This is a genomic window from Kocuria sp. CPCC 205263, assembly GCF_040981075.1.
GTDB lineage: Bacteria > Actinomycetota > Actinomycetes > Actinomycetales > Micrococcaceae > Kocuria > Kocuria rosea.
This window is the reverse complement of sequence record NZ_JAVKPV010000023.1, coordinates 1-14,098: the sequence shown is the minus strand read 5'-3', so window position 1 is coordinate 14,098 and position 14,098 is coordinate 1. Positions and strand designations below refer to the sequence as shown.

13 protein-coding genes are annotated in these 14,098 nt (G+C 68.0%); 7 read left to right on the top strand and 6 right to left on the bottom strand.

Annotated elements, in window-relative coordinates; translation table 11 throughout:
• The first annotated feature begins 337 nt into the window (after positions 1–337).
• A complete protein-coding gene (locus RF647_RS18785; RefSeq protein WP_368813056.1) occupies positions 338–1,483 on the top strand; it encodes an MFS transporter in 1,146 nt (381 codons plus the stop codon).
• Positions 1,484–2,002: 519 nt separating this feature from the next.
• Here the strand turns inward: RF647_RS18785 and RF647_RS18780 are convergent.
• Positions 2,003–3,250: a DUF3500 domain-containing protein gene (locus tag RF647_RS18780; protein ID WP_368813055.1), complete on the bottom strand. Its 1,248-nt coding sequence runs from the start codon at positions 3,248–3,250 to the stop codon at positions 2,003–2,005.
• Positions 3,251–3,484: 234 nt separating this feature from the next.
• Positions 3,485–4,306 (bottom strand): DUF4386 domain-containing protein, encoded by an 822-nt coding sequence (locus RF647_RS18775; RefSeq protein WP_368813054.1) that lies wholly within the window; start codon positions 4,304–4,306, stop codon positions 3,485–3,487.
• Positions 4,307–4,501: 195 nt separating this feature from the next.
• Between RF647_RS18775 and RF647_RS18770 the strand changes: the two genes are divergently transcribed.
• Positions 4,502–5,224, top strand: coding sequence for a TetR/AcrR family transcriptional regulator (locus RF647_RS18770; protein WP_368813053.1), 723 nt, complete (start codon positions 4,502–4,504; stop codon positions 5,222–5,224).
• 536 nt (positions 5,225–5,760) lie between these two features.
• Positions 5,761–7,005 (top strand): alpha/beta fold hydrolase, encoded by a 1,245-nt coding sequence (locus tag RF647_RS18765; RefSeq protein ID WP_368813052.1) that lies wholly within the window; start codon positions 5,761–5,763, stop codon positions 7,003–7,005.
• Between the two features lie 106 nt (positions 7,006–7,111).
• On the opposite strand, the gene RF647_RS18760 is transcribed toward RF647_RS18765, so the two are convergent.
• Both RF647_RS18760 and RF647_RS18755 read right to left on the bottom strand, forming a co-directional pair.
• On the bottom strand, positions 7,112–7,609 hold the full coding sequence (locus RF647_RS18760; protein ID WP_368813051.1) for a DUF1990 family protein: 498 nt from the start codon (positions 7,607–7,609) through the stop codon (positions 7,112–7,114).
• Between the two features lie 118 nt (positions 7,610–7,727).
• Complete coding sequence (locus RF647_RS18755; protein ID WP_368813050.1) at positions 7,728–9,047, bottom strand: copper resistance protein CopC; 1,320 nt, start codon at positions 9,045–9,047, stop codon at positions 7,728–7,730.
• A gap of 167 nt (positions 9,048–9,214) precedes the next feature.
• On the opposite strand from RF647_RS18755, the gene RF647_RS18750 reads away from it, so the two are divergent.
• The 3 genes from RF647_RS18750 to RF647_RS18740 all read left to right on the top strand — a co-directional run bounded on the left by RF647_RS18750 (position 9,215) and on the right by RF647_RS18740 (position 11,715).
• Positions 9,215–9,841: a hypothetical protein gene (locus RF647_RS18750; protein WP_368813049.1), complete on the top strand. Its 627-nt coding sequence runs from the start codon at positions 9,215–9,217 to the stop codon at positions 9,839–9,841.
• Between the two features lie 93 nt (positions 9,842–9,934).
• Complete coding sequence (locus tag RF647_RS18745; protein WP_368813048.1) at positions 9,935–10,654, top strand: YcnI family protein; 720 nt, start codon at positions 9,935–9,937, stop codon at positions 10,652–10,654.
• A gap of 326 nt (positions 10,655–10,980) precedes the next feature.
• The gene (locus tag RF647_RS18740) at positions 10,981–11,715 is read left to right on the top strand and encodes a hypothetical protein (protein WP_368813047.1); all 735 of its coding nucleotides are present in this window, start codon (positions 10,981–10,983) and stop codon (positions 11,713–11,715) included.
• A gap of 24 nt (positions 11,716–11,739) precedes the next feature.
• On the opposite strand, the gene RF647_RS18735 is transcribed toward RF647_RS18740, so the two are convergent.
• The gene (locus RF647_RS18735; RefSeq protein WP_368813046.1) at positions 11,740–12,438 is read right to left on the bottom strand and encodes a helix-turn-helix transcriptional regulator; all 699 of its coding nucleotides are present in this window, start codon (positions 12,436–12,438) and stop codon (positions 11,740–11,742) included.
• 73 nt (positions 12,439–12,511) lie between these two features.
• Between RF647_RS18735 and RF647_RS18730 the strand changes: the two genes are divergently transcribed.
• Positions 12,512–13,252, top strand: a complete 741-nt coding sequence (locus RF647_RS18730; RefSeq protein ID WP_368813045.1) for an alpha/beta fold hydrolase — start codon at positions 12,512–12,514, stop codon at positions 13,250–13,252.
• Positions 13,253–13,436: 184 nt separating this feature from the next.
• On the opposite strand, the gene RF647_RS18725 is transcribed toward RF647_RS18730, so the two are convergent.
• Positions 13,437–13,754, bottom strand: coding sequence for a hypothetical protein (locus RF647_RS18725; protein ID WP_368813044.1), 318 nt, complete (start codon positions 13,752–13,754; stop codon positions 13,437–13,439).
• Positions 13,755–14,098: the final 344 nt, after the last annotated feature.

Sequence of the window (14,098 nt, the reverse complement as noted above, 5' to 3'; positions counted from 1 at the left end):
GAAGCGGTTCCTAGACAGCTCCACTTCACAACCGGAGGTCCTCACCTGTCAGCCCGACTCACCGCCGCGAGGCGGCACAACCTCCCTGGACATCACATCTAGGCGGAGAAATCTGGACATCTCTGATTCGGTAGGGTCCAGGGACGCCGAGGGGGCAGGCAGTGTCATTTATGAAAGAGGCCTTGCCTCATAGCGAGGGAAGGCCTCGAGAGGGCGGGAGAGCCAGCCATGAACGTTTCACCGCCATGCCCCCCCGGGGGCTAGGGATAGGCGCGATATCGAACGCCTTGGTGACAGGTCGGAGCGCGTGAGGCGTCCGGGTCGGGGATCCGCCGCTGTGGCTGTGGCCGTGCTGGTGACCGTTCTGACAAACATGCCGGTGTTTCTCCTCGGGGCGCTGGCCACGGAGATCACCGCAACAATCCACGTCCCGGCCTACGGGGTCGGCCTGGCCGTGGGGATCTACTGGGCCGCGGCCGCCCTCACCTCGGCCTGCGCCGGTGTGATCGGTCGTGGGCTCAGCGAGAAGGGCATGGGCATCGCGGCCGTGCTGCTCGCGGTCCTGAGCCTGGCGGGTAGCGCGTCCTGGATCCCGTCGTGGCCGTGGCTGATCGTGTGGGCAAGCCTGGGGGGACTAGGCAACGGTCTGGGGCATCCCTCTTCCAACCACCTGCTCGTCACACACATCCCAGCCTCCTCACGCGGTCTGGCTTTTGGGGTGAAACAGGCTGCGGTCCCTCTGACGGGAATGGTCGCCGGCGTCTCGATCCCACTCGTGGCGCTGACCCTGGGCTGGCCCGTGGCATTCATTCTGATGGCCGTCCTTGGCGTGCTCGTGCTGATTCCCACAGCCCTGACGCGCGCAACACCCACCGCTGAGGGTGCGGCTCGGTCGGCGGCGCAACTGGAGCGCCACGTGCGCCGCGCGTTGGTGCTGATGGCCACGATGACGATGTTCGCCGCTGGTGCCGCCAACTCCGCCCTTGCATTCGCCGTGATCGGCGCGCTGGAGCGGGGGATCGCAGTTGGCCCTGCAGGTGTGCTTCTCGCCATCGGCAGCGCCTCAGGAGCGTTGACCCGTATCGTGGTCGGCCGGGTCGTCGATCGAGGCGGCGTGTCGGCTTTACCGCTGATCCAGGCGGCCATCGTGGCCTGCGTCGTCGGGCTTGCTCTCATGGCGATCCCTGCAACCTGGAGCTACATGGTGGGATTTCTACTCGCGGCGGGCCTGGGATGGGGGTGGCCAGGACTGGTGCACTTCCTGGTCTCGCACATGGCACCTGGCGCCACCGCGGCGGCCACCGGCATCGTCCAGACCGGCACCTACATCGGCAATACCATCGGTCCCGTGCTCACCGGAGTGGTCCTTAGTCTCGGTAACTCGACCCAGACCTGGGCAATGCTCTCCACCATGGGTGCTGTCGGCGTGGTTGTCTCCTTCTTCTTCGGGCACCGACTGAAAGAGATCGGCTCCTTGGAATGACCGCTGAACTGGAAAGAGTTCTGCCCCTCAACGTCACCGGCTCAGTCGCCGAGCTCATTACAACGTCGCCAGGGGTGTGAAGTCCCGCCATGCAGGTTTCATGCCCTGATGCTGCACTAGGGATTCCTATGCGGGCACCGCTGGTCGAGGCAGGACCTGCCGGCCTCGGCCGAGCGGGGTAGGGAAGAGGCACGGGGTCCCCACCTCTATGGACATGTTGCCGAACGATCTCAGCACCCCCGGACTCACGATGTGCTGCGCTATCCGTGCAGGGCGAACAAGGGTCCTGTCAGGACCCTTCGACCGTGCGTCCTCGGTGCTGTCAGACGTCGCGTCGAGGAGGATGGAGGCGCCGGTCACATGGGTGGATGGGACAAGGTGCTGTGGGTCTCGGCGGCGCCGGGGCGATGTCGTAAGCACCTCGGTGTTCGTGTGGCCACCTGTGCCCGCCGATCGTTGGGCACCGTGGTCCGGGGCGATCGGCGGGCACCAGTTTGTGGGATGTGTTCCGGTGCGGGGTCAGCCCGCCGCGGGCGGGGCGCCGGCCGGAGCCGCGCCGCCGGGCCCGCCCATCCCGGATGCCTGCTGCTGGGTGACGCTGCCGGCGTAGTCGTTGGCCGGGTCCCGGTAGATGGTGTGGATGTGTCCCCATCCGCCGGTGGTGACCCCGGTGACGTCGGCGCCGGCCGAGCCCTGCTGGTTGGAGAACTCGATGTACACGTCCGGGCCGGAGACCTGGAAGTAGATGCCCTCGCCGGCGGTCATGTCGTAAGTGGTAGCCCCGGACCAGTTCACGTAGGTCTCATCCAGGGACGCCTCGATCTTTGCCAGCGCCTCGGCGGTGGTCTGCTCATCGGACAGGCCCACCCAGTTGGCGATGACGTCGAGCAGCAGCTGCTTCTGCTCCTCGGTCAGCTCCGACCCGGCGATTCCCGTACCCGTCGGGTAGTCGCAGGTGCCCCCGGGGGCGCAGACGAGGTTGCTCACCTGCTCGCCCTGGTACAGCTGCGTCTTCTGCTCCTCGGTGAGGCTGTCGTAGAAGGCGAAGGCACTCTCGTACATCCCGGCCACAGGCTGGACCTCGTTGCCCTCGGCGTCGGTGTAGACCGCCGGTTGGGAGCCCAGGTGGGTGGGGGCGAAGGTGACCGAGTCCTCGGCGCCGTCGAGGGTGGCGTTGATCCCGAGGTGGTGCCCGCCGAACTGCACCTCCCAGGCGCTGGTGTCGGCGGGGTCGCCGAAGAAGGCGATGTAGTACTGGCCCAGGGATTCCTCGGTGCTGTTGCTGTTCTCCAGCAGGAACTGGTCCCCGTCCATGATCCCGGTGACGGTCGCGTAGCCCTCCTCGCTGAGTAGTCCCTCGAGGACCTCTAGGGCGGCGGCCTGCTGCTCCTCGGTCAGATCCGCCAGGTTCAGCCCGGCGCGCTCGACGAAGGTGACCGGGAAGTTCGACCACGAGGTGGTCTTCGTCTCGTCGTCGTAGGCGTCGAGGACCTGTTCGCGCTGCTCGGCCGACAGCGTCGCCAGGAAGTCTTCGGCCGCGGTAGCCGTGTCCGTGATGGTCTGCTCAGTGGTCGTGGACGATTCCGTGGTCGTGGTGGTCGCTGCGGTGGTGGCGCCTGTAGCGTCCACGGCGGTCGCGCTGGAGGCGACGGCCGAGGTCGTCGAGGTGCTGGCCTCGGTGGTGAGCGGAGCGCAGGCGGTGGTGGACAGAATGCCGATCAGGCTCAGCGCGGCAGCTGCTGTGCGCAGACGGTGGGCGGTGGTCATGGTTTCTCCTCGGAGTCCTGGAGGCGGGGTAGCTGACATCCAGTACACGCACCAGTCCTGTGCCGGCCGCACGGCAGACCTGTGACGGATCTGTGAACACCAATCGGGACAGCCGAGGATTCGATGGACTGCTTGGCTAACCGCGTTGCGGTAGGGGTTCCCCCGCGGGCTTCACATGCGCCGAGGTTGCCCCAAGGCCCCCTTAGGAGGCGGAGTAGCTAGACGTTCTCCGCTTTACATATGGCCGGTTAGCGGCGGACCGTGCTGCGGTAGAGGTTCCACCTGTGGCGGAGGCCCGGAATGAGGCTCATTCTCGGCCGTTGTGGTGGGGGTCGGGGTGGCGTCGGTGGCCGGTCCCGCGGTGAAGGGGGAGGGCTTGAAACCCTTCACGACCAGCCACATTCCCAGGGAGAATTCCCACAGCGCGATCGGCAGGGCGGCCAGGCCCGCCAGTACGGAGATCTGACCCCACAGGTCGAACACGGTGGCTGCGGCCGAAGCCATCAGCAGCGGGGCGCCGATGAGGCCCATCACCGGCAGGATCCGAGGCACCAGGCGTGCCCGGTACAGCAGGGACCCCAGCAGCACGGCGTTGACGGCGGGTAGGAAGCCCTGTCCCGTGAGGAACATCCAGTCGCGCAAGGTCATCAGGGCTTGGGCGCTGACCAGCGCATCGGCCCCCACTCCGGCCTGTCGCAGGCTTACGACCGTCAGCAGGCACGCCACACTGGCGAAGATGGTGGCCGCCTCTAAGGTTCGGGCGGCGATGAAACCCAGCGAAGCCGCCTCATTGACTCGTTTGAGCACCGGGTGCAGGACGACGGCGGTGCCGATGCAGGCCAGGGCCATGATGGTTTCCAGGGCCACCCCGATCAGCACCGGGGTGTCGGGTCCGGGGCCCAAGACGTAGTCCGGATCGTGCACCGGGGTGTACAGGGCCAGGGTGGGGATCGAGATGAAGGTCAGCAGGTAGATCGCGCCCGCGACCAGGGCGGTCTTGCGCTCTGGCACCATCGGGGCTTTCGAGGAGTCGGTAGTGCGGTCGGTGATGGCCATGTCGGTGTCCTCGTGGGCAGTGGTGGCACCTCCCACCGGGCGGTGGGAGGTGTGTCAGGCCGAGTCGGGCGGGTAGGGCGGTCCTAAGCGGCCGGAAGGTGAGTTCCTCGGCTGCCGGAACACAAGGTGTACGACGTACACCTTGTGTCATGAGTGTAGGTGTACGATGTATACCCGGCAATAGAGGGAGAGAACATGACGGTTCCAGAGGAGGAGGCCGTGCTGGATCGGCCCGTGAAGACCCATCGTCGCGCTCCTTTGACTCGTGACCGGGTGCTGCGCGCCGCTGTGGTCTTCGCCGACACCTCCGGTATCGAAGCGCTGAGCATGCGTAGTCTGGCTCAGCAACTGGGTGTGGTTCCCATGGCGCTGTACAAGCATGTGGCGAGCAAAGAGGAGCTGCTTGACGGCATGGTCGATGTGGTCGTCGCCGAGATCGACCGTCCCCGCCTTGGGACTGAGTGGAGGACGGCGGTGCGGGAGCGGATCCTGTCAGCCCGACAGTCCTTGGTGCGTCACCGCTGGGCCTGTCAAGTGATCCAGTCGCGCACGCAGGCCTCGCCGGTGGTGCTGGAGTACATGGACTCGCTCATGGGGATCTTCCTGGCGGGTGGTGTTTCCGCCGACCTCACCCACCACGCGATGCACGCCCTGGGCACTCGGATGTGGGGATTCACCCAGGACGTGTTCCCTACACCGGAACCACCTGCCGACCCGGATGCGCGGGCTGTCATGTTCGAGCAGTTCGCCGATCAGTACCCCCACATCATCGCCATCGCCACCGCCGCCTCCCACCAGGAAGGTCCATCGGCCGGTGGGGGTTGTGATGAACAGGTCGAGTTCGAGTTCGCCCTGGACGTCCTGCTCGAGGGCATTGAGAGACTCCACCAGCAGGGCTGGAACTCCACCGGTTCCTGAGTCCTTGCGGTGGGGCCGCAGTGGCATGCTGAGGGATTCCGTTTTGCGGCACCTGCAGTGTCGAGCGTTCGACTGCCGCTGGTGAGGAACCGGCGCCCTGGTCGTCACCTTCTGGACTGTCTGGGGTGCTCACCGCTGACCACGTCGGCTTTCGCCAGAGCTTACGGGGCAGGGGTCGGGGTGCGGGGGCTTACCTTTCTCGGAGCGCTCATGCCCCAAAACTTGTGGCTCCGGAGGACCGGCGACGGACCTGGCAACGTACTGCGAGAGCCCATGCGCAACCCGGTGGTTCCAACCACCTGGTCGGGTGTGGTCTTTTCCTGGCGGGCCTTTCCCGGAGAGCTGTCTCCGATGGGTGGAGAAGGCTTACCGTCGGATGGGCGTCATATGCCTCAAGAACGGAGGGCTGTCCTTGCATGAGGCCAGCAGTGCAGAGAATCGAGCCCACAGTGAGTCACACTCCCACAAACCCCACACCCCGGGGTCGGGACCGTCCGTCCCCCGATGATTCCTCGCGCAAAGGACACATTGGTGGGGTGGTGGCAGGCTCGATGATTGCCGGGGTGCTGGTTGCCCTGCTGCTGGCCGCCGCCCCGTTCGTTCCGGCAACCGAAACTGGGGTGACCGGGGCCATTCTGGTGGGGTTTGCGCTGGGATGGGTCCTGCTGGTCGTGCTGTCGGTGAGGTTCACGGACCAACCCCAGAGGTGGGCTGTGGCTCCAGCACTGTTCATCGGTCTGGGTGGTGTCCTGCTGATGGCGTTCGGTTCCCCCGCCCAGGAGGTGCTCGCGTGGGTGTGGCCTCCGGTCTTGCTGGTACTGACGATCTGGATGCTCGCTCACGCCCATCGACAGCTTCGCAGCCGCAGCGGGCGCGTGCTGCTCTATCCAGTGATCGTGGCGCTGGTCCTGGCCTCGGTGGGGGGCGGCTACGAAACCGTGCGGCAAGCGGTGGACGCTCAGGCCTCTCCGGGGCAAGGGCAGTTGATCGACGTCGGCGGGCACCGCCTGTACCTGAACTGCACCGGCTCAGGTGCTCCTACCGTCGTGCTCGAACCGGGCGCAGGCCACATGTCATCTGACCTGGCCTTGATCGCACCGGTGGTTGCCCGTGAGACCCGGGTGTGCGTCTACGACCGGGCAGGCCGTGGATGGAGCGATCCGGCGAACACCGTCCAGGACGGGGCGCAGATCGCCACCGATCTGCACACGTTGCTACAGCGTGGCAACGAGCCGGGACCCTACGTGCTGGCCGGGCATTCGTTCGGGGGCCTCTATGCCCTCACGTACGCTGCCCGCTATCCCGAGGAGGTAACCGGACTTGTCCTCGTGGATTCCACCGCGCCGGCATCGAACCCGGAGCCAGATGCAGCACTGGCCACTCACGCGGACGCCGACGACACGATGGACCGTGTCACTGCGCTGGTCGTCGGCGCATCCCGACTGGGCCTGGGCCGGTTGTTGGACCTCCAGAGCCCCGACCACCTACAGAGCACGATCGAGGAGTACAGCCACGCAGGATCCTCTGTGCAACAGGCGGCGGCTCTGAGGGACTTCACCGACAAGCCGCTGATCGTTCTGACAGCAGGCAGTGGGAGCGCACCCGGTTGGGCGGCGTCGCAGGAAGCCCTTGCCGCGCTGTCGACCAACAGCGCCCACCGCGTCATCGACGGGGCCACCCACGCCTCGTTGATAACCGATCAAAAGGACGCGGCCGCGACCGCTGAAGGGATCCTTGACGTCGTCTCCGCAGTACGGACCGCAAGCTCCCTGGCCCCGTAGGACGGGGACATGTCTGATTGCCTCCGGCGACGCACCCCAGCCAGCCCGTACGTTGTTGCAGTTGGGGTTCCCTTGTGGCGCATATCCGCCGGGTATCGGCGGGGCGCTACAGAGCGTGGAGGTATCGCCGGGTGTATCGCTGCTGCAGGCGATGGCTGATCGGCGCCAGGGCGCGGGGCCACCACGTGCCTGGCCGGGAGAACGCGGTGATGGTGAACACGACGGTGTCATCCTCCCGCCATTCGACGCAGAACCTCTCCTCGCCCTGCTCCGGGTGACCCTGCAGGGTTCCGTAGGCGAAGCCCCGCCGGCGCCCTTCCTTCACCATGTAGACCACCTGGCATCCGAAGGAAATCCGCAGCAGGTGCCGGCCCAGGCGCAGACGGACACGGCTGTCCTGCTCGACGCGGGGTGTGGTGGCCTCGACGGTCAGACCGGCTGCTCGGTGCATCTGCCAGCTCATCAATCGATCGGCGGCGCGGTGGAACGTCGACTCCCCGTGGACGATGACACGCTGGACCCTCAAATGGGTGTATCCGTCGGGCAGCTGCCCGGCCGTGGCGCCGATTTCCGGGTGGGTCAGTGCGCGCTCGAACAGAGTCACGGGGATCACTATGCCAAGGGGCGCTTTACATATGGCGGATTAGCGGCGGACCGTGCCGCGGTAGAGGTTCGTTTATCGGACAGGCCCGTGGGACGCGGCGCTGCTCCTGCTCATGCCGTCATGGGCTGAGGGAGGTGAGGACACCGGTGATCAGCAGGACCAGGCTCAGCACTACGGCCTCGCCGTGGATCGCCGACCGCAAGGAGCCCGCGGCGCTGGTGTCGTTGCTGGTGAGCACGCGGGGTAGGAGCACGTAACGGTTCCACCCCGCGACAAGGACCACGAGCAGCACGAGCAGCACCTTGATTAGCAACAGCTGGCCGTACCCGGTGGACACCAGTCCCTGCACGTTGCCGAGGATGCGCCAGGCCAGGATCAGCCCGGTGGCGGCCACTGCGGCGACCGTCCACGCCGCCGCGGCGGAGAAGCGGGCCAGGGCCGTGGCTGCGTGCGGAGCCGGGATGCCGGAGGCCCGCCCCAGAACGATCGCCAGTCCCAGTAGCCCGCCGACCCAGGTGATGCCGGCGGCGACGTGGGCGGCATCGGCGGTGACGACCAGCCACCCGGGCTCGGTGCTGCGGGTGTGACCGGTGACCACCAGGGACAAAGCGGCCACGGCCGCACCCGCCAGGGCCACGCCCCGGACCACGAGCGTGCCGGGGCCACCGGTGGCGTGAGGAACCGCCACCGCCGCGGCCAGCACCCCGGCCACGGTCAGGGCGGCGGCCAGGATCGGATCGGTGAGCGGGCCGGGGCTGATCGCCTCCTGCCACCGGGCGGCGGCCAGGACCGAGGCCACCGCCCCGAGGGCGGCCACCGCGGCAGCCAGGTAGGCCAGCCGGTGCAATCGGCGGCGGGTGGCCGGGGCCACGCCGGGGCCGGCGGGGAGGACGAGGAGCTCGAACACCACCAGACCGGCCGCGGCGAAGACCCCGAGGTAGGTCACGGTCTGGGCTGCGATCATCGCCCGGGGCAGCGGATCGTTGTCAGGCATCACGACGGTGGTGGTGCTCGGGGCGCCGACCGAGAAGGTGAAGGACCCGGAGATCGGATGCCCGTCGGCGGAGATCACCCGCCACACCACCGTGTGGGTACCGGGCCCCAGGGTTGTTGCCGGAGTCAGCGTCACGGTGGTGTCCAGGGCCTGGACCTGTGCTGCCACCGGGTCCCCGGCCGGGGTGTGCACCTGGACGGTTTCGGCCGAGGCGCCGACGGGTTCGTTGAAGGACAGCGTGACGGTGGCCGGTGCCTGCGCAAGGACCTGGCCCTCACCCGGGGTCGCGCCGGTGAGTTCCGTGTGCGCCACCGCCGCCGGTACCCCCAGGACCGCGAGGACCAGCACGAGAAGGCCCGTCAGCACCACCGGAAGGACCCGGCGAGAGCACTGGGCCCGCACAGGATGTGTCCCCGCCGTGGTCCCGGCGCCGGTGCTCCGCATGGGCGCAACCCTAGCCCGGCTCGTTCCCGCCGGACAGCTCGTTCCCGCCGCAGACCCCGCTGCTTTCCCGGCTGCCGGGTGCGGCCGGTAGATTCGGGGCGCACGACCGCCGCGGCGCCCCGGCCGGCGACCATGCAGGAGCAAGGTGCAGGGAAAAGGAGCAGGAAATGGAACAGCGTGCCCCGCTGCGCCTTCTGCGTGCTCTGCTGGTCACCGCCGTCGTCCTCGCCCTGGCCGCTGCCGGGCACCTGGCCGGCGGGGGCTCCCTTCCACCCTTGGTCGTGATGATCGGGTTGGCTGCGGGAGTCCTGGGCCCGGTCGCCTGGGCCGGCGGACGCCAACTGACCCTGGGCCGCCTGATGGTGCCGCTCGGAGTGGCCCAGTGGGGCCTGCACGAAGCCTTTCTCCTGGCTTCCGCCGTGCCTGCCTGCGCTCCGGTCCTTGACAGCCATCACAGCGCTCCTCTGGGCCCGGGCACTGCCTGCCCGACCGGGTCGGTGCTGGAGGCAGGCCATAACGAACCCTCCGGACAGGGTGCGGCCATGCTGGTCGGGCACGTGCTGGCGGTACTGGTCACCGCCCTGGTGATCACCCGGGCCGAGGCCGCCTTGTGGCTGGCCCTGGAGTGGCTGCGACCACTGCTCGGCCTCGTCCGTCCAGCTGTTCTTCCCGCCGCCGCACGGCCGTTGAGGCAAGCCGCGGAGCGTCCTGTGCTGGTACGGCGTGGCGTGCGCCGGGACCGGGTGCGGGGCCCCCCGGCCGCAGGGGTGCTGCGGGCCATCCACCGGGTGTGAACCCCCGATGCTGCGCGGCGCCCTGCCTCGAGAACCCTTCAGGTTTCCCAGCGCCGCCGGAACACGGTGGCGCCGATGAAAGGCACCCACCCCATGACGAACACCCCTACCACCGCGCGCCTGGGCAGGCGCGCCTGCGTTGCCGCGGCCGCGGCCGGGCTCATGGCCCTGGGCCTGTCCCCGGCCGCAGCCCATGTCACGGCGAATGCGACCTCTACGGCGGCCGGCGGATACACCCAGATCACCTTCTCGGTGCCCACCGAGTCCGACACCGCCTCCACCACCAAGATCGAGCTGGACCTGCCCGAGGACACGCCCTTCGCCTCGGTGCGGACCAAGCCCGTGGAGGGCTGGACCGCCGAAATCACCGAGCAGGAGCTGGCCACCCCGGTGCCTGCCGGGGAGGGGCAGCTCACCGAGGCGGCCTCCACCATCACCTGGAAGGCCGATGAGGAGCACGTCATCGACCCCGGCCAGTTCCAGACCTTCACCATCTCGGTAGGCCCGCTGCCGGAGGAGGCGGGCCAGCAGATCCTGCTGCCGGTGGCCCAGACCTATACCGACGGGCGCACCGTCGCCTGGGATCAGCCGGCCACCGAGGGCCAGGAGGAGCCCGAACGCCCCGCCCCCTCAGTGACCATCACCGAGGCGCAGGCCGGCGGCCACGGCGCCGCGCACGAGGCGACCGCCGCCGCCGAGGACTCCACCAGCACCGGTGGGACCGGTCCTCTGGTCTGGGTGGGGCTCATTGCCGGGCTGCTCGGTCTGGCCGCCGGGGGGACCGCCCTGGCCAGGACCCGCCACCGCGGCTGATCCCTACCTCATCTCCCTCTGAAGCGACGCCCCTCGAGCGGGCCATGGCCTGCTCGAGGGGCGTTGTGCGGCAGCGATCCCGACCCAGAATCCACCACAACCCGCCCGTAACCACAGCGATCCAGAAGGAAGCCTGGATCCGCCGTCAGTCCCCCACGGCTCCGGGCGGAGCCTCCGTCAGAGCGGTAACCACCAGGGCGGAGTGCGACATACGCAGCCCGGGACTCCGTTGCTTTACGTAAGGCCGGCTACCGAACACTGCCCGAGAAAACGACGTTGCAGTTGGGTTTCTTGTGTGCGCTCCCGGGTGTGCTCTACTCGGGTGCATGAGCGAAACGGTTCTGCCTGACATGCCTGATGTGGCGGACTTCCGTGCCCTGGCGGCCAGCTCGCCGTGGCGGTTCACCACGATGCACTTCACCCACCGTCGGCAGTCCAATGGTGGGGCCACCGCCGAGGGCGGGCCGGTGGAGGCCTGGCTCGACCGGGCCCGGCACCGGGTGGTTGTGCGCACCTTGGGCGGGATCGAGGTCGCTGAGGGCGTGCCCTACGTCGGGGCCGTGGGCGAAGTGGGAAATGAGTTGTCCCTGCCCGAGATAGGGGTGGTGCTGCGCCCGGACGGGCTGGTCGCTCAGCGGCCGGAGGGCTGGCACCTGGACCACGGCGACCCGATGTGGCAGGACTACCGGTGGACGGCGATGCTCGACCCCATCGAGCTGGACCAGGGCGTGGAAATCGGCGACGTCACCGCCACCGTGCTGAGGGGCCGGGCGGCCTGGGCGGCGACCTGCCGGCCGCTGGCCGGTCACGGCGAGGACTGGGTGGGTGGTTACCTCCCACGGTGCGGGTGCTGCCCGCTGCTGGACAGTCCGGCGTCCCGGATCTACGAATACGGGCCCGAGGACCCGACCCTGACGGACGGTCTGGCCACGGTGTACCGGGTGCATCTGGACGTGGGCACCGGCATCGTCGTGGACCTCACCCCGTTGGGCGGAACCGAGGGCACCAGTCTCACTAATGAGATCCACGACGTCGACGAGCACCTCGACCCACCGCTGTGATCCAGTAGGGGTTGATTGAGTGACTCACTCGCCCCGACCGTGCACCGGTCTGGCGTTCGCTGGGGGTTCCCCCACCTCCTGGACGGTATGGCCGGCGCAAGCCGTCGTGGTAACGCTGGCCCGCTCGATGCGCGACACGGTGAACCACCGCATCGCGTTGCGCATTCGGCACCACCCCACGAGGTACCACTGGCCGTTCATGGAGGCGAACAGCACGGGCTCGACGTCGCGGGTGGTCGTCGTCCCATCTCCTGATGTGTAGCGGATGCGGACTACCCGCTGCTCGGCCATCGCCTCCTCCAGTGCCGACCTGATGGTGCGCGAAGAGAAGGGAAGCACGTTGACCCACACACGGCCGGCCAGCTCGTCGGCTCGTGCTCGGGTTCTGGGATCGAGCACGTCCAGGATTTTGTGGATCCCGGCTGCGGCCAGATCGGCGTAGGGGGCATCGGGGGCAGCGGACACGGCCGCCATGAGCGCCACGGCCTGCGCTGGGGACAGGCTGACAGGTGGCAGGGACGCGCCGACAGCCAATCCGTAGCCACCGCCCGGACCTGGGCGCGACCATACGGGCGCGCCGCTGTTCTCGAGCGCAGCGAGGTCTCTCTTGACGGTGCGCACGGACACGCCGAACTCCCTCGCCAGCCGTTCGGCGGAGCAGCCCCGTGATCCGTTACGGCGCAGCCTCTCGGACAGGGCATGAAGTCGTTCGGCTCGCTTCACCGTTCAGCCCACCGCAAATTCATGACACAAATAGTGACACACACCTGCCCGCAGCACCGAGGAAGGTGAAGTCATGAGAACTACGACGAGCAGTCCGACCATCATGCTCATCCCCGGCCACTGGCTGGGCGCTTGGGCGTGGGACGAAGTCCTTGAACACCTCACAACCGACCAGTCTCGTGCAGTGGCGATGACGCTGCCCGGTCTCGACGGGGACGATCCTGAGCGTGCGGAGAAGACTCTCGACGATCAAGTCGTAGCGGTCCTGGACGTCATGAATCGACTCGGGGCCTCCCACGATGAGCCCGTGACACTGGTTGCTCATAGCGGGGCCAACGCCCCCGTCAGTCTTGTCCTCGACCGGCACCCTGAGCTGGTCCATCGGGTGGTGTGGGTCGACTCCGGCCCTGTGGCGACGGGAAGCGCCTTCGCCCCAGACCTCCCGGAGGGGGTGGAGGAGCTTCCGCTGCCGGCCTTCGACGCCCTTGCCCAGCAGGCGAGCCTCGAAGGCCTGAGCGCCGAGGCCCTCGAGCGTTTTCGCGCCCGAGCCGTCCCTGAGCCCGGTCCCGTGCTTCGCCAGCCCGTCGAGCTCACCGACGACGCCCGCCACAAGGTCCCCACCACCCTGGTGTGCTGCTCGATCTCCAGCGCGCGGGTGCTGGAGCTGGCCCGAGGAGGCCATCCCATGTTTGCCGAAGTCGATGACGTCGAGCACCTCGACGTCATCGACCTCCCGACTGGGCACTGGCCCATGTGGAGCCGTCCCCGCGACCTCGCCAAGGTCATTCAGTCGGAGGCTTCTCGAACCACCTGAACTGCACCTACAACCTGATGGGGTCAGCCGAGACCGGCTGGCCCCTTCTTCCGTGTCCGAGGGAATTTATGACACATCCAAACGCTGCTCGCGCGCCACACGGCGTGAACTTTGAGTCGGGGATGGGCATGGCCAAAGCACTTTACATATGGTGGATTGGCGGCAGACCGTGGTGCGGTGGAGGTTACGTTCCGCCTTCGGGGGTGGAGCTGGATCCGTTGGTCGGTGGTGATGTGAGCAGGGCGAACTGCACCGGGCCGGTGGCGTGCTGGGTTTGATCCAGCGCCACCTCCCAACGCAGCAGGTCCAAGGCTGCGGCCTCGAAGTGGGTGACCGCTGTGAGGTCGACGATGACCTGGGTTTGGGAGGTGAGGGTGCGGGCGCGGTGGATCAACGGGTAGAGCAGGTGCTGGTTGGTCTCGGTGAGGTGCCCGCTGGTCACCAGGCGGGCGTGCTTCTCGTCAGCAGTGACCTCGACGCACACGGAGAGCTGAACTTCCATTCCGGGGCTCCTGGGCCTAGAAGGAATCGTGGCCGGCTGCTGGACCTGCTCCCAGACTAGGAGCGTTGTCTGCGGTGGGCCAGGTGTGTGGCCGTCTTCTTCTCCTGGCGGCGCCGTGGAAGTTCTCGCCCATGGTGGAGGAGCGACAGGCGAAGCGCTCACCGGTCGGGGCCTCGGCCAGCACAACCCAGGGGCGGGCGTTGCCGGGGTTCTAGGCCTGCACGCTCACATGGTGCCGCGCGGGCAGCACCGGGACATCGCCGTCTGCGACCGGGCTGGTCCGCCTGGTCACCGTTGCCCAGGGCAGGTCCTGGGCGCGCCGGTAGCTCAGCGCCCCGGGAATC